Source organism: Actinoplanes sp. NPDC051861 (genome assembly GCF_040681145.1).
Taxonomy (GTDB): Bacteria; Actinomycetota; Actinomycetes; order Mycobacteriales; family Micromonosporaceae; genus Actinoplanes.
On sequence record NZ_JBFAYE010000012.1, the window covers coordinates 268,129 to 289,026 of the forward strand.

The following is a 20,898-nucleotide window of genomic DNA, read 5'->3' on the forward strand; positions in this document are numbered from 1 at the left end:
GGTCACCGGAATGGTTCCTCGCTGAAGCAGGGGGAGCGTAACAGCGAATCGAGGAAGGGAAATGTCCTCGAATTTTAGCGAGTGATACCGGTCACTCTTTTGTTGCCGAAACGCTGGTCAGCGAGCCGGGAAATCCCGACATATGATGTCGATACTGCCCGGTTCCGCCGCTCACCAGCAGTCATCAAACAATTTGTGTTGTAGCAAATTTGTATAAGCGGCGAAATTGCACATCGAGCAGCTCCGGAACGGTACCGGGCATCGCGCTGCCACCCGGTCGGCCATGACGGAAAGTGATCAGCAAGCCCCCGCGAGCCGCCCGACCGGCACCCGGGTTTCCTGAGCGCTGCTCGATATTGACAGGAGGTGATCTGCTCCGTACGGTCGCCTCGGGCCAGCCGTGACTTTCCCTACAGGTCCCGCCCGCGCGGTCGATGTTGCTGCGCATGGCACCCAGTCGCTTGTTCACCCGCGGTCTCGGCGGGGCGATCCTTACCTCAGCAGTCGCGGCAGCCTGGCTCGCGCCGGGTACCGCGTTCGCGGCCACGGCCACCGAGACCCTGTCGGTCACCGGAACGGTCGAGTTGGTCGTGGTGGACCCACCGCCCGACGAGGCAGACCACCACACCGAGCACCACCAGGCGTTCGTGAAGGTCGACAACCTCCTGCTACCGGTTCCCTCCGGATCGCTGACCGGCGCCGAGTCCGGCCGCAAGGCCGCGGTCAAGCTGCGCGTACGGGCCGGCACCAGCCGGTCCGCGGCGCTGACCGCCGCCGCGTCGAGCACCGGCGGCGCGACCGTCGTGGCCGCCGAGCTGGCCGGATCGGCGGCGTCCACCCGGGCGGGCGAGGTCCAGGCGGCGGCGATCGGCTCGCACACGATGACCGTGCTGCCGGTGTACTGGTCGGCGAAGGACTCCGAGACCCAGGCGTCGCTCACCACCCTCGCCAACAAGGCGAAGAGCTACTGGGCCGAGCAGTCGAACGGCGGCATCGCCATCGGCGTGGACGTGCGCGACTGGAAACAGGTGTCGGCACCCTCGGGCACGTGCAACTACAGCGCGCTCTTCCAGGCCGCGCTCGCGGCGCACTCGATGTCCCAGCCGTCCAGCGTCACCGAGCACGTGGTGGTGTACTTCCCGTACCAGTCGGGCTGCTCGTGGGCCGGCCTGGGATCGGTGAACGGGTCGATGATCTGGATCAACGGGTACCCGTGGGAGGACGTGCTCACCCACGAGTTCGGCCACAACCTCGGGCTGGGCCACGCGAACAAGGCCACGTGCACGTCGTCCGGGGCCCGCGTCCCGCTGTCGGGCAGCTGCACGGTGGCGCAGTACTACGACACCACCGACGTCATGGGCTTCGCCCTGCAGGGTTCGGCCTCGGGCAACCTGAACTCGGCGTTCGGGGACTACCTGGGCCTGCAGGAGACGGTCACGGTGTCCGCGTCGCAGAAGACGACGATCGACCTGTCGGCGCTGTCGGCGCACTCGGGGACGTCCGGGCTGGAGGTCGCGACCTCGGCCGGCACGGTGTTCGTCGACTTCCGCCCGGCGACCGGCCGCGACACACGCGTACCCTCCTGGGCCGGTGTGCAGGCTCGCCTGCGGACCACGACGAACCCGCCGACCACGCAGCTGCTCGACATGCAGGCGAGCACCGCCGCGACGTTCTCGGCGGCGAACCTGCCGGTCAACGGGGTGTGGCAGATCCCGGGCACCAAGCAGACGCTGAAGGTGACCGCGGCGACCGCCACCAAGGCGACGATCGAGGTCACGACCGCCGCGGACACCACCGCCCCGACCGTCGCGCCGGCCATCGTGACGGCGCCCGCCATGACGAACTCGGCGGCGCCGGCCATCTCCTGGTCAGCGGCCACCGACTCCGACTCCGGGATCTCCGCGTACCGCGTGACGGTCAACGGCACCGTCGCCGCCGAGACCGACGGTGACACGCTGACCGCGGAGGTGCCGCTGAGCGAGGGCAGCAACTCGGTCGTGGTCGTCGCTGTCAACGGCTCCGGCATGACCAAGAGCAGCACGCCGAAGACGGTGCTGCGCGACTCGGCCGCACCGGACGCCGTCACCGGCCTGAAGGTGGCCGCGGACGGCAAGACCGTCACCTGGACCGCCCCTACCGACAAGGGGACGGCACGGTCGTACGCGGTCCGCGTCGACGGCACACTCGCCGCCACGGTCGCCGCCACCTCGGCCAAGGTGAGCATCGCGGCCGGGCGGCGCACGGTGTCGGTCACCCCGTCGGACGCCGCCGGCAACGTCGGCACCGCCGCCGAGACCACTGTGTGGATCGACCCGAGCGCACCGGTCGCGCCGGTCATCACCGCCCCCGACGGCAGCACCTGGCAGAAGAGCCGGCAGGTGCGGGTCACCTGGAACGCCGCCTCCGCGCCGGGCTCCGGGATCGCCTCGTACACCGTGACCGCGGGCGGCAAGTCCACGACCGTCGACGGCGACACCACCTCGGCGACGGTGACCGTGCCCGCCGACGGCACCCACGCGGTGACCGTGGTCGCGAAGAACCTCGCCGGCGTGGCCTCGAAGGTCGCCACCGGCTCGGCGAAGGTCGACACGCTCGCGCCGCCGGCCGCCTCGTCCGTCAAGCTGTCCGCCGACAGGTCGAAGCTGGTCTGGGCCGCGGCCCCCGGTGCCGGCGCGCCGGTGTCGTGGCGGGTGCAGTCCGGCGACGACGACCCGGTCGTCGTCACGAAGCCCGAGGCCGCCGTCACGGCCACGGGCGGGCGCCAGACGTGGACGATCACCTCGGTCGACGCGGCCGGCAACGTCGGCCCGGCCGTCGAGTACACCGCTCTGGTCGACAAGACCGCCCCGTCGCAGCCCGTCATCCTGACCCCGCTCGCGGACAGCACCAGCCGCAGCGGCCCGGTCACGGTCACCTGGGACGCGGCCGAGGACGCCGAGACCGGAGTGTCGTCGTACGTGGTTGCCGTGGGCAGCCAGAAGACGACGGTGCCGGCCGCGACGACCAGCTTCTCGTACCGGCCGTCGGACGGACGGCAGACCGTCACGGTCACCGCGGTCAACGGCGCCGGGCTCAGCTCCACGCCCGCGGCCGTCGCCTACACCTTCGACCAGACCGCACCGGCCGCCGCCTCCCTGGTGAAGGTGACCGGCGGCGGCAGCCAGACCGTGCTGACGTGGAAGGCGGCCACCGACCGCACCACCGGTGTCGCCGAATACGTCCTCTCCCTCGACGGAACGCCGGTCACGACGGTTCCGTCGACCGCGACGACGGCGACCGTGAGCACCCCGGCCGGTAAGCACACCTGGGCGGTCACGGCCGTCGACAACGCCGGCAACAGCAGCAAGGCCGCGTCGGCCGGTGCCCTCTGGTTCGACACGACCGCTCCGGACGCCGCCCAGCCGGCGGCGCTGCCCGCCGTCCAGTCGGCCCGGGCCATCAAGGTGTCGTGGGCACCGGGTGCCGACGCCGACTCGGGCATCAAGGGCTACACGGTCGTCGCGACCAACGGGACCAAGACGGTCAAGTTCGCCGCTCCGGCGACCGCGACCTCGGGCTCGGTGACGGTTCCCGAGGACGGCTCCTGGCAGGTCGCCGTGCAGGCGGTCAACCTGGCCGGGCTGACCACGGACGCGGCCGCGGGAACCGTGCTGGTCGACTCGGTCAAGCTGACGGCGCCGGTCATCACCAGCCCGGCCGCCAAGGGCACCGCCGGCACGGCGTTCACCGTCAGCTGGGTGGCTCCGGGGGCCGGCCGGTCCGGCATCAGCGGTTACCGGGTCGAGGTCAACGGCAAGCTCGTCGCGACCGTCGACGGGTCCACGCTCTCGGTGCCGGTCACGGTGACCGCGGCGAAGTCCACCCCGTCGACCGTGAAGGTGACCGCGGTCAGCGGTGCCGGGCTGGCCGGGCAGAGCGCCACGGTGGCCTTCACCGTCAACCCGGCCTGACACCTCACCCGCTCCTCCGCGAGGACCGGGCCTGCCATCCGGCGGGCCCGGTCCTTCGTCTGGTGAGACCCAGATCAACAGCGGTGGCACCGGAAAGCGCAGTAGCGTGGCGGCGTGCCTTCGAGAGTGAACCTCACCAGTGCGGACCTCGACGAAATCCGGCAGTCGGCCCTCGGCGCGGCCGACCCGCTCGGTGTCGCTGCCGATCTCGCCGACGCCGCCGACACCGGGCGGCTGGCCGACCCGGACGACGCGGGATATGCCCTGGCCCTCGCCGCCGAGATCGCCGAGAGCCGGGGAAAGCTCGAGGCCGCTCTGCGATACGTCGAGCGCGCCTTCGACACCTACGCCAAGCGCGACGACAGCCGCGGCGGGGCCGTCCGCGCGCTGCGGTCCCGCATCCTGTTCCGGACCGGGCGCGACGACGAGGCGCTCGCCGATCTGGAGCCGCTGCGGCCGCTGCTCACGCGCTATCCGGACGCGGCGTCGTACATCAGCGCCGCCCTCGCCGCGGGCGGCCGTGACCGGATCGCCGAGCAGTGGCTGACCGAGGCGGTGCGCGACGGGCTGGCCGGGCGTGCCGAGCCCACCGGCGTGGACGACGCGGGGGTGCTCTTCTTCCTGCTGCAGCAGCGGCACCGGGTGCGCCACGTGCTCGGCCTTCCGCACGACTCGCACGACAACCTCGCCGACCGCCTGGAAACCGAGCTGGCCGGCGCCGCCACCGGTGCGGCCACCGGCGACCTGGTCTTCTGGTCGCAGTCCGAGTTCGCGACCCTGCTCGACAAGTGGCCCGGCCTGTCCGAGGCGTACGGCGAAGACTGGGACGAGCACCGGGCGCGCCTGGAACGCGACCTGGTCCGGCGCGGCGGCGGGACCCTGCTGTCCGGCACGGTGGCGGGCCTGAGCGGATTCGGTGATCCGGCCGTCCCCGCCACCCGAGCCGGCTATGCGAGTCAGCTGGCCACCGGCCCGGCCCGGATCACCTGGCCGCCGGAGCGGAACGCGGCGTGCTGGTGCGGCTCCGGGAACAAGTACAAGAAGTGCTGCCTGCCGCGCTCCCGGTCAGCCGGAGCCGCTGCACTGCGGTGAGGCGTACCTTCCGTCGGCGGTGGTGGTCGCGAGCACCTTGCCGGCCACGGTGATCGTGCACGTCACCGGGCCGGCGTCGCCGCCGTCCTTGCGCTGGGCGATGAGCACGAGCGGCCGTCGCTCCTCGCCCGCCCGGAACGTGGTGCGCCACGGCAACGGGATCCCGTTGCGGCGGATGATGTCGCCGTCCTCGTCGAGGTAGCTCACGCTGCCCGTGTTGTCCTCGCCGCTGGCCGTCACCTCGTAGACGACCTCCACGTCGCGGACCACCGCCGGCACGACTGACGTGGCCGGCGCGGCGGCCGTCCCCGCCGACGGATCCGCGCCACGGGAGTCGCTGTCCTCGCCCGGCTCGAACGCGTTGATCGCCAGCAGCGCGACGATGGCCAGGACACCGGCGATGTGGGCGGCGATCAGCAGCGGCCCCGCGCGGTGCCGGCGCGGACGGTCGTCGGGAACGGGCGCCGGGTTGTACGGCGCGGGGTTGTACGGCGCCGGGTCGTCCGGCGGCACCTCGCTGAACCCGCGCATTGACGTGGCGTCGCCGACGACCGAGGTGTGTGCCTCGGTCAGCCAGGGGTCCTCGGGCGGCCTGCCGCGGACCGGATCGGGGTCGCCTCCATCGAGACTGGTCACACCGCCGAGGTTACGGGCCATACGCAACGCGTCCTCAACCCGTATTCTCGACTGGCACCGGCGAAAGGGTAATCATGCGGATCACCGTGCTGGGCGCGGGCTCGTGGGGCACCACGGTCGCGTCGGTTCTCACACGCCGGGACCACGAGTCGCTGATCTGGGCACGCAGCCCGGCCACGGCCGACGAGATCAACGCCAAGCACAGCAACGACCGCTACCTCGCCGGCTTCCCCCTCCCGGGGCGGCTCCGCGCCACCTCGGACCTCGCCGAGGCCGCGGCCCACGCGGAGTTGCTCGTCGTCGGTGTGCCGACCGGAGCGTTCCGGGCCACGCTGGAGAGCGTCCGGCCGGACCTGCACCCGTGGATTCCCGTGGTCAGCCTCAGCAAGGGCCTCGAACGTGACTCGCTGCTGCGGATGACCGAGGTGATCAAGGAGGTGTTGCCGGGACACCCGGCGGCCTCGCTCACCGGCCCCAACCTGGCCAAGGAGATCATGGCGGGGATGGCGGCGGCCACCGTGATCGCGACCGAGGACCTCACCGTCGCCACCGAGATCCAGCGGGTGTTCCGGCGTGGCCTGCTGCGGGTCTACACCAACCACGACGTGATCGGCTGCGAGGTCGGCGGCGCCCTGAAGAACGTCGTCGCGATCGCCACCGGGATCGCCCAGGGCCTCGGCGTCGGTGACAACACCCGGGCCGGGGTGATCTCCCGCGGGCTGGCCGAGCTGACCACGCTGGCGGTCGCCATGGGCGGCGAGCCGAACACCCTCGCCGGGCTGGCCGGGATGGGTGACCTGGTGGCCACGTGCATCAGCCCGCACAGCCGCAACCGGCACGTCGGCGAGCAGCTCGGCCGCGGGCGCGGCCTGGACGACATCCTCGCCGAGATGGGGCAGGTGGCCGAGGGCGTCAAGACCGTGCACGCCGCGGTTCAGCTGGCGGACCGGCACGGGCTGCCCATGCCGATCACCCGCACGATCCACCGTGTCGTCACCGGCGACATCACCGCCGAGCGGGCGTACGACGGGTTGCTGCGCTCCCACCCGGCCGGCCACGAGTCCGATCCCGGCTAGGTCCTAGGGTTTGGCCTTCTGCGGGTAGAAAGTCTCGTGGCGGGCCAGCATCGCGACGAACTCGCCGATCTTCCGCTGCCGTGTCTCGGCCCGCTTGACGGCGTTGAGACGGTAGATCAGGGCGAACCGGTTGGCCTTGGTGAGCAGGTCGAACATGGCCTGGGCGGCCGGGTCGCCGGCGATCGCGGCCAGCAGGTCGGCCGGGACCTCGGCCTCCGACGGCGGCGCGTAAGCCGCGGCCCAGCGGCCGTCCGCCCGGGCGGCCTCGACCGCGGCCTGGCCCGCCGGCGTCATCCGGCCCAGCTCCTGCAACCGGGCCACGTTGGCGACATTGCGCTGCGACCACGAGCTGCGCGAGCGGCGCGGCGTGAACCGGATCCACGAGATCTCCGGATCGCCCTTGCGCGCCTGCCCGTCGATCCAGCCGAAGCAGAGCGCCTCGTCGACCGCCTGCTGCCAGGTCAGCGTGGTGACGGTGCCGCCCTTGCGGGCGAGGGCGAGCCACACCCCCGGTGACGTCCCGTGGTGATCCGACAGCCACGCCCGCAGGGCCCCCGCGTCGGGCACGATCAGCTCGTCCAGCTCAGCACTCGGCATAAGGCAGGTTATCCGGTCGTCAGCCGAGCTCGATCTCCACCAGCGGGCTGCCGGCGATCCAGCTCTCCAGGCTCCCGGCCCAGCTCAGGCCGGGCACGATCGCGCCGAACACCCGCGCGCGCTCGTCGGGGTCGGTCACGGCGCGGCCGCGTACGCGAAGATCCCGATCGGTCAGGTGCAGAGTGAACTCGGGATGCGCGAGCACGTTGGCGTACCAGTCGCGCGAGCCCGGACTGCCGGTCAGCCAGTAACGGCCGTCCGCCAGATACCGCCACGTCTCGATCCGGCGCGGGCGCCCGCTCCGCCGCCCGGTCGTGGTGATCTCCACCGTCTGCTGCCGCTCCAGCGCCCGCCGCGCCTCGTCCGTCACCGTCATGCGGCCATGCTGCGACCTCAAGCCCGCTTGAGGTCAAGCGGGTCAGTCATGCCACGAAGACGGCCGGCACCGGGTCGGCCACCCTGTGGTCGTCGTAATCGAAACTCATCCGATCGACGACCTCCACCACCCCGGGCACCATTCGCACGTGCCGTACAGCAAGGGCCGCGGTGGACCACCGCTCGACCCGTCCGGTCAGGGTCACGGCGCCGCGGCGCACCTCGGTGGTGACGGCGGAGAAGTTCTCGGCGAGAAGCACGTCGTGCACGGCGGCACGGGCGTCGGCGCCGATCTCCTCGTCCGGGCGCAGGTGTTCCTTGAGCAGGTCGCCGCGGGTCACGATGCCGGCCAGCCGGCCCAGATCGTCCTCGACCGGCAGCTGCTTGACGCCGCACTCGTCCATCCGGCGGGCCGCGTTGCGGACGGTCGTCGTGGTGAGCACGATGATCGCGGGTGCCGTCATCAACTCCGCGGCGGTACGGCCGTCCGCCTTGCGCCGCAGTGCCCGCCGCCGCCGTTCGAACCAGCGCGGCCGGGCAGCGCCCGAGTACTCGATTTTGCGGAGCAGGTCCGACGAGGACACCACTCCGATGACGCGACGGTCGTCGCCGGCCACCGGCACCGCGTTGATCCGCCGGTCCGCCAGCAGGGCGACCAGGTCACGGTACGGCGTGTCCGGCCGCGCCGAGACGACGTCAGCCGTCATCACATCTTCGACATGCCAGATCTTCATCTCAGTTCCTCCACTCCCACGTTAGGGCCGGCAGGAGACGCCCCACAGGGCCGAGCGGCCCGGCCGCCAGGGCCCTGAGTCGTGGTGTACAGATCAGGCGCAGGCGTCAGGGCGGTCCTCGCCGGGCACCGACATCGGGTTGCGTTCGTCGTCGCGGGCGGCGAGGGATGCCAGCGCGGTGTGGTACTGAACGCGGTTGATCTTGCTGCTGAGGAGTTGGGCGACGAGCGCGCCCTCGAGCGTCGTCGGCTCGGTTTCCCTGATCCGAACCTCGGCCGGCGCCGGGCCCTCGAATCTCGGCCGGACGAACAAGCCGAGGGCGATGAGCAGGCCCGTCGCGAGGACGATCAGGAAGACCACCGCACCCACCTCCATCGATCCGCCCCCTCCATCCTCGATCGCGATCGCCGAGATCGGCAGGGACCAAGGTCCCGCGGAGGCGGGCCGGACCGGCGGCCGTTCGCCTCTGCCGCGGTCCCGGGCGGACGGTCAGCGCGAGCTCGCGAGGCCCTCGGTGAGGACGTGGATGACGTGGACCGGCTCGGTGGCCGGGCCCAGGCGGACGAAGTTGTGCTCCGACCAGTTCCAGTGTTCGCCGGTGATCAGGTCGTGCGCGATGAAGTGGTCGCGCGGCTCCAGTCCGAGTTCGGCCATCGTCAGGTGGATCCAGGTGTCGCGGGTGTGTTCGGGCTCCACGTTGGCCACCACGATGATGACGTCGTCGCGGTCGTAGAGCCGGCGGGCCTTGGAGAACACCAGGACGTGCTCGTCGTCGGCGTGGTGGAAACGCAGGTTGCGCAGCCGGTGCAGGGCCGGATGGGCGCGACGGATTTCGTTGATCAGAGTGAGGTACGCGGTGAGCGTGGTGCCCTCGGCCTCACGCTCCGCCCAGCGCCGGTCCCTGAACTCGTACTTCTCGTTGTCGATCTGCTCTTCCGCTCCGGGACGGGCAACCCGTTCCACCAGCTCGTACCCGGCGTAGATGCCGTAGCTGGGCGACAGCGTGGCGGCCAGGACCGCGCGCGTCTTCCACGTCTGCGGCCCGCCGTGCTGCATCGCCGGCGTGAGAATGTCGTGGGTGGTCGGCCAGAAGTTCGGCCGCATGTATGCCGCGGCCGGCCCGGCGAGCTCGGCGCAGTACTCCTGGAGCTCGGCCCTGGTGTTGCGCCACGTGAAGTAGGTGTACGACTGCTGGAAGCCGATCTTGGCGAGCGTGTGCATCATGGGCGGGCGGGTGAACGCCTCGGCCAGCCAGATCACGTCCGGGTGGGTCGTGGCGACGTCGGCGATGAGCCGTTCCCACAGCCAGAGCGGCTTGGTGTGCGGGTTGTCCACGCGGAAGATCGTGACCCCGTGGTCCAGCCACACCCGGACGACCCGGAGGATCTCGGCGTACAGGCCCTCCGGGTCGTTGTCGAAGTTCAGCGGGTAGATGTCCTGGTATTTCTTGGGCGGGTTCTCGGCGTACGCGATCGAGCCGTCCGCCCGGATCGTGAACCACTCCGGATGACTCGCCGCCCACGGATGGTCGGGCGCGCAGTTCAGGGCGAGGTCGAGCGCGACCTCCAGCCCCAGCTCGTGCGCGCGGGTGACGAAGGCGCCGAAGTCGGTGAACGTACCCAGGTCGGGGTGGATGCTGTCGTGGCCGCCGTCGGCGGAGCCGATCGCGTACGGGGAACCCGGGTCCGACGGCCCGGCGCCCAGCGAGTTGTTGCGGCCCTTGCGGTTGACCGCGCCGATCGGGTGGATCGGGGTGAGATAGACGATGTCGAAGCCCATGGCGGCGACCGCGTCCAGGCGTCTCGCGGCGGTCCGCAGGGTGCCGCTGGTCCACTCGCCGGTGCCCTCGTCGAGGCGGGCGCCCTCGGAGCGCGGGAAGAACTCGTACCACGCGCCGTAGAGGGCCCGTTCCCGCTCCACCCGCCAGGGGAACTCCCGTGACGGCGTCACGTGGTCGCGCAGCGGCCGGGCGTCGAGCTCGGCGCGCACCTCCGACGACACCCCGGCGCTCAGCCTGCCCTCCGGCGGCTGCCCCGCGTCGCGCAGCCCGGCGATCGCGTCCGTCAGGACGGCGGCCTGATCCCGGCTCCGGGCGACCCCGGCGACGGCGCGTTCGAGCAGCCGGGCACCCTCCTCGAGCATCAACTCCACGTCGACGCCCGCGCCGACCTTCACGACGGCGTCGTGCGACCAGGTCCCGTACGGGTCGGACCACCCCTCGACCCGGTAGGACCACAGCCCCGTCCGGGCACCGCTGACCGTCGCCGCCCAGGCGTCGAGCCCGGCGTTGACCCGGGTCATCGCGACGCTGTGCGCCCGCCCGCCGGGATCGGTGAGCACCACGGTGGCCCGGACCGCGTCGTGGCCCTCGGCGAACACCGTCGCGGTGACCTCGAACGACTCACCGATCACCGACTTCACCGGCCACGCCCCGTGCTCGACGACCGGGCCGGCGCCGAGCACGGCGATCCGCCCGATCGAACCCGTCGCCATCAGCCGGACCTGCTCACGCGGTGTTCGGTCATCGGCCCATTGTTCATCGCCGGCCGGTCAGCCGACCAGGCTGCGGTGCGCCGCGCGGCCCGGTGCCGTCCTCCGGCGGCGGGTGCGGGGACGGGGACGGGGCGGCGGGCAGGGTGATCACGATCCGGGTGCCGCCGCCGGGGTTGTCCGTGGCCTGGATGGTGCCACGGTGGCGCTCGACGACGCGTTTGCAGATGGCCAGGCCGAGCCCGGTTCCGGCGTACGCCTTGGTGTGCGCGGCGACGCGGTGGAACTGGTCGAAGACGTACGGCTGCTCCTCGCCCGGTATGCCGATTCCGCGGTCGGCGATGGTGACGGTGACGGTGGCCGGGTCGTCGAGGTGTGCGGCGATGTCGAGGCGGGCCGGCTGGCCGGGCAGGGTGTACTTCAGGGCGTTGCCGATGAGGTTGTCGAACAGCTGCCGCATCATGCCGGCGTCGGCCGAGACGACCGGCAGCGGGCCGACGTAGATGTCCGGGAACAGCACGGGAGCGCCGCGGTCGTTCGCGGCACGCAGGTGTGCGGTGCGCTCGGTGATGATGTCGGCGACGACGCCCTGCAGGTCGACCTCCTGCACCGTGATCCGCGCGTCACGGGCGGTCGCGTACGCGAGCAGGTCGTCGATGAGCTGCTGCATGCGCCGGATGCCGGCCTGGATCTTGGGCAGGGTCGGGCGCAGCGACTCCAGGGAGTCGCCCTCGGCCAGCGCCGTGTCGAGCAGATCGGCGTAGCCGGCCACGATGCTCAGCGGCGCCTTGAGGTCGTGTGCGGCCACACCGGCGAACGCGGCGAGATCGGCCTCCCGTTCGCGCAGGGCGGTGATGTCGTACGACGAACCGACCACCCCGATGACCGCCCCCGAGCTGTCACGCAGGGGGCGGGCGTGCAGCATGACGGCACGGCTGCTGCCGTTGGCGTACTGGATGAAGGCTTCCTGACGTACCGGCCCCTCGCCGCGCAGGACGCGCGGCACCGGCATGTCGCACGCCGCGATGGTGTGGCCGTGGAGATCGGTGGCGACGAGGCCGGCACTGATCTCGGCGATGTGCCGGCCAACGAGGTCGCCGTCGCCGACCCGCGCACCGCCGGCGGCGTTCGTGTGCACCAGCACACCGGCGGTGTCACAGGTGATGACGGTGTTCTGCAGCGCGTCGAGCACCTGGGTGAGGTAGTCCTTCTGCGCCGCGAGTTCGTCACGCCCGGCCTTGATGGCGGCGGTGGCGGCGCGGCTGGCGGTGACGTCGTGGAACACCGCGACCGCGGCCGGTCTCCCGCCGCGCAGCCGCAGCGGCCGCGCGGTGACGCTGATGGTGAGCCCGTCCGGGTTGTGGGCGTTGCGGATGAGCAGGTCGACCATGTCCATCCGCTCACCGGCGAGGGCCCGGACCAGCGGCAGGTCCGCGGTCGGGTACGGGCCGCTGCCGTCGGGCAGGAAGATGCCGTAGTGCTCCTGCCAGCGGTCCGCGCCGTTGCGGTCCTCGCTGACGCCGAGCATGGCCTTGGCGGCGCTGTTGTGCAGCAGGAAGTCGCCGTGCTCGTCGACCACCCCGACACCGTCGCCCATCGCGTCGAGGATCGTGCTCAGCAGGGTGGCCTGCTCCCTGGCGCTGGTCTCGGCCGCCGCCAGACCGGCCGTCGCCTCGGCGACCTTCCGGCGGGCGCGGGCGTGCCCGGTGGCCAGCACATACGCCAGGGCGGCCAGCATGCAGCCGAGCGCCAGGACCGCGACGGCGACGACGACGGGCAACGCGACGGAGCCGACCATGGACCGGCTGCGTGCCTCGATCCGCAGCTGCCACACCTGATCCCCCACCATCACCGACTCGGCCCGGCTCAGGTCGCCGGCGCCCGCGGGCGCGTGCACCGCCACCAGCGGCGCTTGATCGCCGGCCGCGGCGTACAGCGCGACGTTCAGCACGCCGTCGCTGATCCGGGGCAGGACGTCGCCGAGGAAGTCCGGTGCGCGCAGGCTCATGGCCATCCAGCCGCGGAACTCACGCTCACCGGCCCAGGGCAGGCCGTAGACGGGTACGGCGAGCGTGAACGCCAGTCGCCGTTGAGCCGGCGGCAGGGCGCGGTCCACCAGGAGCCGGTACGGCTGCGAGACCGCCACCCGTCCCGTGCTGCGTGCGGTGCGCAGCATGGTCATCAGCGGCGGCGACTCGGAGGCGTCGATACCGGTACGGGGAACCGTCACCCCGTCGAGGGAGCGCACCATCACCGAGAAGACGTGCTGCCCGGTTCCGGCGGGGTGGAACTGCAGGTCATCGACGCCGCGGGAACGCCACAGCGCCTGAGTTTCGGCGATCTGAGCGTCGGCGACCGGAAGCAGGTACGACATCGAGGTCGCCCCGGACAGCCGCAGCGCCGCCGCCGGCTCACTGAGCTGCTGGAACTTCGCGTTGGTCAGGGTGTCGTGGGTGCCGGCGGCAGCGGCCGCGACGGTGAGGGCGGTGAGGTAACGGCTGACCTCGCCGCGTACGCCCTCGGCCACGTGCCTGCTCTGCCGCTGCAGCTGGCGCTCGGCGTCAGCACGCCCGGCGTCGCGCAGCGCCGTGAACGTCACGCCGGCGAGAATCCCGCTGACGACGGCCACGGCGGCAGCCAGGCCTGCTGCGGATCGTACGCGGCTCGACAGTGCCACGTTCAATTCATCGTCAGCTCTGTCCGGAAGCTGAGCGCCAAGCGCTCGTCCCTGGTACCCCGGTTGCGCCGTAGTCCCGTGGAGCTACGCGTCATCTGGCTCCCGAGGGTGACGCCCGCACCCCCTTGACGTCGCGAGACTCTCCGGACCGACAACCGGAGGAGCGACGATGGCTGACGTCCGGCAGACACTGCGACTCGACCTGATCGGTTCCACGTTCGCGACCGCCCTGCTGTGCCTGTCGTTCACCCCGTCGCTGCTCCCCCGCGGCTGGATCCTGCAGGGCGTCGTCGGCGGCGTCTGCGCGGCGACCGGGTACGCGCTCGGCTGCCTGCCCCGCGCCGTGATGCGACGGTGGCACGCCGGGCGCCGGGCCTGGTTCACGTTCGCGCTGCTGGCGGTGCCGGCGACGTCGCTGGCCGCGTACCAGGGCTGGCGGTGGCAACAGGAGATCTGCCGCATCATGGGCGTCGCGGGACCGTCGGGCGCGACCTGGCCGGCGGCCCTGCTCGTGGCCGGCGCCCTGTTCGCCGGCCTGCTCGGGGCCGCCGCGCTGATGCGCCGTGGCGGGGCGGTTCTCGGTCACCGCGAACACCGCCACCGCGCCGCGGCCACCCTCGTGGCGCTGTCGCTGCTGGCCGGCGGCTCGATGTCGGCGTCAGGTCCGCTCGGTGCCCTCTCGACGGCGCTGGACGGCCGGGTCACGGACCTGGCGGCACCGTCCGGCACGACGCGGGCCGGCAGCCCGGGTTCGCTCGTGCCGTGGTCCTCGCTCGGCCGCCAGGGCCGGGCCTTCGTCACCGGCGCGCTGACCGTCCGCCACACCACATCGCCGATCCGCGTCTACGCCGGACTGGGGTCCGCACCGACGACCGGGGCCCGGGCCCGGCTCGCCGTCGCGGAACTCACGCGCACCGGCGCCTTCTCCCGCAAGGTGCTCTGCCTCGTCGTGCCGACCGGAAGCGGCTGGGTCGACGAGCCCACCGTGGCGGCGCTGGAGGACGAGTTCGACGGCGACACCGCGATCGCCGCTGTCCAGTACGCGGCGCTGCCCAGCTGGCTCGCCCTGGCGACCGAGCCCGAGCGCGCCGAGGACGCCGCCACCGATCTGCTCGACGAGGTCCGCCGCACCTGGTCGGCGCTTCCCGCCGCGGGCCGGCCGAAGCTCCTTATCTACGGGCACAGCCTCGGCGCGCTCGCCGCGCAGGCACCGTTCGACTCGGCGCGGAGCCTGCTCGACAGGGTGGACGGCGCGCTCATCAGCGGGACGCCGAGCAGCAGTCCACTGCGGAACAGCCTGGTGGCGGGCCGCAGCCGGGCGACGACGGAGGTACGGCCGGCGCTGCCCGGCCGATCCGCCATCCGCTTCGCCACCGGATCGGCCGACCTGGTCTCCGCGGCGGGCCCGTCGCCGCACCCGCGCGTGCTGTTCCTCCAGCACGCCACCGATCCGGTCGTCTGGTGGTCGCCGCGCCTGATGCTGAGACAGCCGGACTGGCTCCGCGAGCGACGCGGCGACGCGGTGCTGCCGTCGGTGCGCTGGTGGCCGATCGTCACGTTCTGGCAGTTGTCCGCCGACATGCTCAAGGCGCAGGACGTCCCGGCGGGTTACGGCCACCGCTACGGCGCCGAGGCCCGGGCCGCCTGGCACCTGATCACCGGAGGAACCGGCTGCGACTGCTGACAACGGCGAGTTCTCCCCGAGGCTCAACCAGGCGGGCGCGCTGCCGATCATCTCCGCCGTGAACAAGCTACCCGTGGGATCCGGAACCAGCAGCCTCGACGACGCCGCCGCAGCCGGAGCGCAGGCGGCCGGCGCCGCCCTCGCCGCACTGGACGGCGCCTCGCCCGGTCTGGTCATCGTCTACGCCTCGATCCGGTACGACCTGAGCGAACTGCTCGCCGGCGTACGCGGGATCACCGGCGACACCCCGCTGGTCGGTGCCAGCACCTCCGGCCAGTTCACCGACGGCGAATACCTGCCACCGGGCACCTCGGTGAGCGTCATGGTGCTGGGCGCCGGTCACTACCGGTTCGGCACCGCAGCCGTCACCGGCATGGGCGCCGACGCGCTCGCCGCCGGCCGCGACCTGGCCCGCAACGCCGTCGAAGCCGCGGGTGAACCCTCGCCGCACAGCGCGTTGCTGGTGCTCGCCGACGGCGTGACCGGCGACATGCAGCAGCTGCTGAACGGCATCTACCGCGTCACCGGCGCCCGGGTGCCGGTGCTCGGCGGCGCCGCCGGGGACGACCGGACCTTCACGGGTTCCTCCGTCCTGCACGGCGGTGACGTCCTGCGCAACGCGGCGGTGGCCGTCTGCATCGGCTCCGACCGGCCGCTGCGCGTCGTGGCCGCGCACGGCTGGCGCTCACAGGACCTGCCCATGATGGTCACCTCGGTCGACGGCCTGATCGTCGACGAGATCGACGGGCGGGCGGCGATCGAGGTGTTCAACGAGGTCGTGGAGAAGGACAAGCGGGCGCGCCGCCAGTATCTCGGCGCCGCCTGGGACGCCTCGAAGGGTTCCCACGCGCTGGGCCTGATCGAACCGGACGGCACCCAGCTGGTCCGCGCCGTCGTCGAGGGCGAGGACGGCAAGCTGCGCACCTTCACGCCACTGCCGGAGTACTGCGCCGTGCAGATCGTCTCGGCCAGCCAGGACGAACTGCTGGACGTGAGCGACCAGGTCGTCGAGGACGCCCTGCGCGACGTGCCGGCGCCCGCCGTGATGCTGATGTTCAGCTGCATCGGGCGCATCGACATCCTGGACGACCGGGCCCCCGAGGAGCCCGCCCGGCTGCACAAGGCGGCCGGCGACGTCGCCACGTTCGGCTTCTACACGTACGGGGAGTTCGCTCGCACCACCGGCGTGGCCGGCTACCACAACGCCACCATCGCCGCGCTCGCACTGTAATGACCGAGGTCGACCAACTCCGGGAGAAGCTGGCGGCGGCGGTGGCCGCCGCCGGTGACGCGTACCGGCACACCTCTCGCCTGATCCGGATCCTCACCGTTCTCGGCCGGCCGTCCTCGCCGGCCGAGCTGGTCGAGGAGACGCTGACCGTTCTGTCGCAGATCTACGCGGCGGACGTGACGGCGATGGTTCAGGTGACCGGCGACCGGCTGACCGTGTCGACCTCCTGCGGTATCCCGGAGGACGACCCGGCGTACACCGTCGGCTGGCCGTTGGCCGGCGGCGCGCTACGGGCCGTGACCACCGGCCGGGCGGTGGCCCGGTCCCGTGACGACCTGGACCTCGCCGCCGACGTCCCGCCCTCGCTGGTGGACCTGGCGCCGGCGTGTGCGGTCTGGGTGCCGGTCGGCGAGGCCGGCGCCGCGGACGAGCTGCTGGTGATGTACCGGATCGGGCCGGACGGTTTCCCGCCGGCCGAGCTGCCGGTGCTCGACTCGGTGGCCGCCCGGCTGCGGGTCGCGGTCGAGTCCCGCAAGCGCAGCGCCGCTGCCGAGACCCTCGCCACCCTCGGTCACCGCCTGTCGAGCCGCCTCGACCTGCCCTCGCTGTACGAGGAGATCCTCCGCATCCTGCCCGTGCTGGTCGACGCCGACCACGCCGCCGTGACGCGTGTCGACGACGGCGTCACCACCCTGCATGCGACGACCGGCCCGGCCGCCGGCGAACTGGCCGGCTGGGACGGTTCGGCCCTGGCCGTGCCCGTGATGCGCGACGGCGCGCCGGTCGCCGTTCTGCACGCCCTGCGGACGGACCACCGGCCGTTCCGCGCGGACGCGGTCGAGTCCACGGCCGTCTTCGCCAACTACGTCAGCTCGGCGATGACCAACGCCGAGCTGTACGTGGCCCTCGGCCGCAGTGAGAACTCACTGCGGCTGATCACCGACTCGATCAGCGACCTGATCGCGGTGGTCGACGCGAACGGGCGGCTCACCTACACCTCACCGTCGCACGACCGCGAGCTGGCGCTGGCACCGGACGCGCTGCTGGGGGCGCTGGTGACCGACCTCGTGCACACCGCTGATCGGGCCGCGCTGTCCGGCGCACTCGCCGACCCGGCCGCCGCTCCCAAGGTCGAGTACCGGCTGCGTGCCGGTGGCGGAACCTGGGTCTGGGTGGAGAGCGCGCTGCGCCCGGTACCGGAGGACGGCATGCTCGTGCTCTCCTCACGGGTCATCGACGACCGGCGCCGGCTCGAGGCCGAACTGCGCCACCGGGCCACCCACGACCCGCTGACCGGCGTGGCCAACCGGGCACTCACCACGGAGCGGCTGGAGGCGGCGCTCGGCCGCGACGACACCGACCAGGTCGGCCTGCTCTTCTGCGACCTGGACAGGTTCAAGCAGGTCAACGACCGGCTGGGCCACGAGGCCGGTGACGCGCTGCTGCGGGAGGTGACCGACCGGCTGCGAGGCTGCGTACGCGCCAAGGACCTGCTGGCCCGTTTCGGCGGGGACGAGTTCGTGATCCTCCTCGACGGCGTCAACGACCTGGACGCGGTCACCGACGTCGGCAACCGGGTGGTCCGTGCGCTGGAGGCACCGTTCTGGCTGCACGGCGAATGGGTGCGGATCGGCGTCAGCGTGGGCGGCGTGCTGGGCATCCGCGGCGTGTCGCTGCCCGGCGCCATGCTGCGCGACGCCGACGCCGCCATGTACGCGGCCAAGAACGCCGGCCGGGGCCGCGTCGAGGTCTTCGACGAGGACGCCTCCTACCGCAGCCTGGACCAGCACGAACTGCGCTCCGACGTGACCCGCGCCGTCGCCCGGGGCGAGCTGGCGGTCCACTTCCAGCCGATCGTCGCGCTCGCCGACGGTCACATCGAGGGCTTCGAGGCGCTGTGCCGCTGGCATCATCCACGCCGCGGTCCGGTGCCTCCGGACGAGTTCATCCCGCTCGCCGAGGAGACCGGCGCGATCACCGGGATCGGCGAGTGGGTGCTCGGCGAGGCGTGCCGGCAACTGACCGAGTGGCAACGGCTGCCCGGCCGCCGGCGTCTGCGGATCAGCGTCAGCCTCTCCCCCGTACAGCTGCAGCAGCCGGACGCGGCTCAGCGCACCCTCGACATCATCACCTCCGCCGGCGCCGACCCGTCGGACGTCTGGCTGGAGATCACCGAGCACGGCGCCATCCGTCAGGACGTCACCGAGTTCGCGACGACGCTGCGCGCGGCGGGAGTGCAGGGCCTTCTCTTCTCCCGCCCGCTGCCGGCAGACGACGCGACCGCTTTGCTCCGCCGCGGCTCACTGCTCAGGGGCTCGCTGCCCATCCCGTGATCCGGAGCCCTGGCGCCGATCGGCGTCGCGCACAACGCAACATTTCCGAAACCTTGACACCACAAATGTTAACCTTCACACTTTTCCGAACAGCGAGATGCATCGATGCAAGCCTCGGAAGCTGCGTTCCCTGAGCAAGGTCACGGCAGTTCGCAGCCCGGCATCCCCAGCCAGGCCCCGCCGGTCCGTCGCGTCGCACAGTCCCCCAGGAGGAACCGATGCTCGAGACCCACCAGCACCGCGCCACAGTCCCGCCGCGACGCCCCCGATCTGTACGACTACTGACGATCGCCCTTGTCACCGCGCTGACCGCGTTGGGAAGCATCGTCGTCGCCTCGTCACCGGCCGCCGCTGCCACCCGTCAGTTCCGGGGCATGAACTGGGCGGTGCTCGGCGACAACTTCAGCACCAGCCCGCTCGTGCTGCACGGCCTGACCTCGTCGGACAGCAACGCGACGGTGCAGGCCAAGGCCAACGCCGTCTACGACGACATGGCCGCCACCATGGGCGTCAACACCGTCCGGCTGCCGATCAACACCCACACGGTGGGTACGACGTGGTGGAACGCCTACCGGGGCGCCATCGACGCCGCCACCGCCCGCGGCTTCAAAGTCATCCTGGCGTACTGGGAGGACGGCGCCGCCTCGGGCGGCCGGATCACCAACCTCGCCGCATGGAACACCATGTGGTCCACGGTGACCAGCACCTACGGTTCCAACGCCAACGTCTACTTCGAGCCGATGAACGAGCCCCACGGCTACAGCTCGGCCGAGTGGCGTGACGTCGCCGCCAACTGGCTCACCTACCACTACTCAGCGGTGCCCGGCCGCGTCCTCATCGGCGGCACCGGTTACAGCCAGGATCTGCGCGACGTCTGCAACGACAGCCGCTTCAACTCGACGCTGCTGTCCTTCCACCACTACGCGTTCTTCTACAGCGCGATGACATACGACGCGTTCCGTACTCACATCCAGACCCGCCTCGGCAACTGCGCCTCCCGCGCCGTCGCCACCGAGTTCGGCGCGACCATGGACAACGGGCTCGACTACGCCGACGCCAACAGCACCAACAATTTCGTACGGCACATCCGCGCGATGGCACAGGTCATGCGGGACAACCAGATGGGCGGCACCTACTGGCCGGCCATCGGCGGAAAGGTCGGCAGCGCCGGCTACGACGCGTACTCGATGTTCTCTCTCAGTGGCAGCGGCACCAATCTCAACCTGACCGTCCGCAACACGTCCGGCGCCGACCGGATCCGCTACGCCTGGGGTGACACCATCAGCGGCCCCACGACTCCCCCGCCGACCGGAACCTCTTATCGGATCAACGTGCGCCACAGCGGCAAGGCCATGGACGTGCAGGCGCCGAACACCGAGAACAGCGCGCGTGTCGGCCAGTACACGTACAACGGCAACGCGTGGCAGCAATGGCAGTTCCAGGACGCCGGCAGCGGCTACTGGCGCATCGTCAGCCGGCACAGCGGCAAATGCCTCGACGTCGTGGGCGCATCGACCGCCGACGGAGCCGAACTCGTCCAGTACACGTGTGGCAGCGGCACCAACCAGCAGTTCCAGATGGTCACCAGCGGCAGCTACTTCCAACTCCGCGCCCGCCACAGCGGCAAGTGCGTGGACGTACCCGCCGCCGCGACGGCGGACGGTGTGATCCTGAAGCAGTACCCGTGCAACACGGGCACCAACCAGCAGTGGTCACGCACAGCCGTCTGAGACCATCAGTTCCCGTGGAACCTCGACGATCGTGCCCGTGCCCGCCGGCCACGGGCACGTCGCACGGGACTGCGGCGAATCTTCGGCCCGCGGTCGGGCAGGGCCCGCCGCGGGCGGCCCCCGCCACGGTGATGCCGGATGCAACTCTCGCCGGCCGCATGTCACAAATAACATTGACATCAATGTATCTCTTAACACTGAGCCTTTTTCATCGTGACGGTGCAGGTCACGGCAGGGGCAGAGCCCGGGAGTCGACATAGGACGAGGCTCCCGGTAAGACAGCAGTCGACCAA

Annotated in this window: 14 protein-coding genes; 7 read left to right on the forward strand and 7 right to left on the reverse strand. The window is 71.6% G+C overall.

Annotation, left to right across the window (positions count from 1 at the left end; translation table 11 throughout):
* Positions 1 to 446: 446 nt before the first annotated feature.
* Both AB0M02_RS28695 and AB0M02_RS28700 read left to right on the forward strand, forming a co-directional pair.
* Positions 447 to 3,950 (forward strand): hypothetical protein, encoded by a 3,504-nt coding sequence (locus AB0M02_RS28695; RefSeq protein ID WP_364232192.1) that lies wholly within the window; start codon positions 447 to 449, stop codon positions 3,948 to 3,950.
* Between the two features lie 114 nt (positions 3,951 to 4,064).
* Positions 4,065 to 5,042: an SEC-C domain-containing protein gene (locus AB0M02_RS28700; RefSeq protein ID WP_364232195.1), complete on the forward strand. Its 978-nt coding sequence runs from the start codon at positions 4,065 to 4,067 to the stop codon at positions 5,040 to 5,042.
* On the opposite strand, the gene AB0M02_RS28705 is transcribed toward AB0M02_RS28700, so the two are convergent.
* The gene (locus AB0M02_RS28705) at positions 5,016 to 5,678 is read right to left on the reverse strand and encodes an MmpS family transport accessory protein (RefSeq protein ID WP_364232198.1); all 663 of its coding nucleotides are present in this window, start codon (positions 5,676 to 5,678) and stop codon (positions 5,016 to 5,018) included. The genes AB0M02_RS28700 and AB0M02_RS28705 overlap by 27 nt on opposite strands.
* A 74-nt stretch (positions 5,679 to 5,752) precedes the next feature.
* Between AB0M02_RS28705 and AB0M02_RS28710 the strand changes: the two genes are divergently transcribed.
* Positions 5,753 to 6,754, forward strand: a complete 1,002-nt coding sequence (locus AB0M02_RS28710; protein ID WP_364232201.1) for an NAD(P)H-dependent glycerol-3-phosphate dehydrogenase — start codon at positions 5,753 to 5,755, stop codon at positions 6,752 to 6,754.
* Between the two features lie 3 nt (positions 6,755 to 6,757).
* On the opposite strand, the gene AB0M02_RS28715 is transcribed toward AB0M02_RS28710, so the two are convergent.
* From AB0M02_RS28715 to AB0M02_RS28740, 6 genes are all read right to left on the reverse strand, one after another.
* Positions 6,758 to 7,351, reverse strand: coding sequence for a YdeI/OmpD-associated family protein (locus AB0M02_RS28715; RefSeq protein WP_364232204.1), 594 nt, complete (start codon positions 7,349 to 7,351; stop codon positions 6,758 to 6,760).
* 19 nt (positions 7,352 to 7,370) lie between these two features.
* A complete protein-coding gene (locus tag AB0M02_RS28720; RefSeq protein ID WP_364232207.1) occupies positions 7,371 to 7,727 on the reverse strand; it encodes a nitroreductase/quinone reductase family protein in 357 nt (118 codons plus the stop codon).
* Positions 7,728 to 7,773: 46 nt separating this feature from the next.
* Positions 7,774 to 8,460, reverse strand: coding sequence for a CBS domain-containing protein (locus AB0M02_RS28725; RefSeq protein WP_364232209.1), 687 nt, complete (start codon positions 8,458 to 8,460; stop codon positions 7,774 to 7,776).
* Between the two features lie 93 nt (positions 8,461 to 8,553).
* Complete coding sequence (locus tag AB0M02_RS28730) at positions 8,554 to 8,835, reverse strand: hypothetical protein (protein WP_364232212.1); 282 nt, start codon at positions 8,833 to 8,835, stop codon at positions 8,554 to 8,556.
* Between the two features lie 114 nt (positions 8,836 to 8,949).
* Positions 8,950 to 10,953 carry an alpha-1,4-glucan--maltose-1-phosphate maltosyltransferase gene (locus AB0M02_RS28735; RefSeq protein WP_364232214.1) on the reverse strand — a complete coding sequence of 668 codons (2,004 nt, stop codon included), beginning with the start codon at positions 10,951 to 10,953 and terminating at the stop codon, positions 8,950 to 8,952.
* Between the two features lie 43 nt (positions 10,954 to 10,996).
* Positions 10,997 to 13,627: an ATP-binding protein gene (locus tag AB0M02_RS28740; protein WP_364232217.1), complete on the reverse strand. Its 2,631-nt coding sequence runs from the start codon at positions 13,625 to 13,627 to the stop codon at positions 10,997 to 10,999.
* Between the two features lie 169 nt (positions 13,628 to 13,796).
* Between AB0M02_RS28740 and AB0M02_RS28745 the strand changes: the two genes are divergently transcribed.
* The 4 genes from AB0M02_RS28745 to AB0M02_RS28760 all read left to right on the forward strand — a co-directional run bounded on the left by AB0M02_RS28745 (position 13,797) and on the right by AB0M02_RS28760 (position 20,605).
* On the forward strand, positions 13,797 to 15,311 hold the full coding sequence (locus AB0M02_RS28745; protein ID WP_364232219.1) for an alpha/beta hydrolase: 1,515 nt from the start codon (positions 13,797 to 13,799) through the stop codon (positions 15,309 to 15,311).
* A gap of 58 nt (positions 15,312 to 15,369) precedes the next feature.
* Positions 15,370 to 16,542, forward strand: a complete 1,173-nt coding sequence (locus AB0M02_RS28750) for an FIST N-terminal domain-containing protein (RefSeq protein ID WP_364232222.1) — start codon at positions 15,370 to 15,372, stop codon at positions 16,540 to 16,542.
* Complete coding sequence (locus tag AB0M02_RS28755) at positions 16,542 to 18,875, forward strand: diguanylate cyclase (protein WP_364232225.1); 2,334 nt, start codon at positions 16,542 to 16,544, stop codon at positions 18,873 to 18,875. Before AB0M02_RS28750 ends, AB0M02_RS28755 begins: the two co-directional genes overlap by 1 nt.
* Before the next feature lie 218 nt (positions 18,876 to 19,093).
* The gene (locus AB0M02_RS28760) at positions 19,094 to 20,605 is read left to right on the forward strand and encodes an RICIN domain-containing protein (protein ID WP_364232228.1); all 1,512 of its coding nucleotides are present in this window, start codon (positions 19,094 to 19,096) and stop codon (positions 20,603 to 20,605) included.
* Positions 20,606 to 20,898 lie beyond the last annotated feature (293 nt).

Coding starts and splice junctions, on each gene's coding strand:
- AB0M02_RS28755 (WP_364232225.1), top strand. CDS start 16,542: ATGACCGAGGTCGACCAACTCCGGGAGAAGCTGGCGGCGGCGGTGGCC.
- AB0M02_RS28735 (WP_364232214.1), bottom strand. CDS start 10,953: ATGGCGACGGGTTCGATCGGGCGGATCGCCGTGCTCGGCGCCGGCCCG.
- AB0M02_RS28760 (WP_364232228.1), top strand. CDS start 19,094: ATGCTCGAGACCCACCAGCACCGCGCCACAGTCCCGCCGCGACGCCCC.
- AB0M02_RS28745 (WP_364232219.1), top strand. CDS start 13,797: ATGGCTGACGTCCGGCAGACACTGCGACTCGACCTGATCGGTTCCACG.
- AB0M02_RS28695 (WP_364232192.1), top strand. CDS start 447: ATGGCACCCAGTCGCTTGTTCACCCGCGGTCTCGGCGGGGCGATCCTT.
- AB0M02_RS28720 (WP_364232207.1), bottom strand. CDS start 7,727: ATGACGGTGACGGACGAGGCGCGGCGGGCGCTGGAGCGGCAGCAGACG.
- AB0M02_RS28730 (WP_364232212.1), bottom strand. CDS start 8,835: ATGGAGGTGGGTGCGGTGGTCTTCCTGATCGTCCTCGCGACGGGCCTG.
- AB0M02_RS28715 (WP_364232204.1), bottom strand. CDS start 7,351: ATGCCGAGTGCTGAGCTGGACGAGCTGATCGTGCCCGACGCGGGGGCC.
- AB0M02_RS28725 (WP_364232209.1), bottom strand. CDS start 8,460: ATGAAGATCTGGCATGTCGAAGATGTGATGACGGCTGACGTCGTCTCG.
- AB0M02_RS28710 (WP_364232201.1), top strand. CDS start 5,753: ATGCGGATCACCGTGCTGGGCGCGGGCTCGTGGGGCACCACGGTCGCG.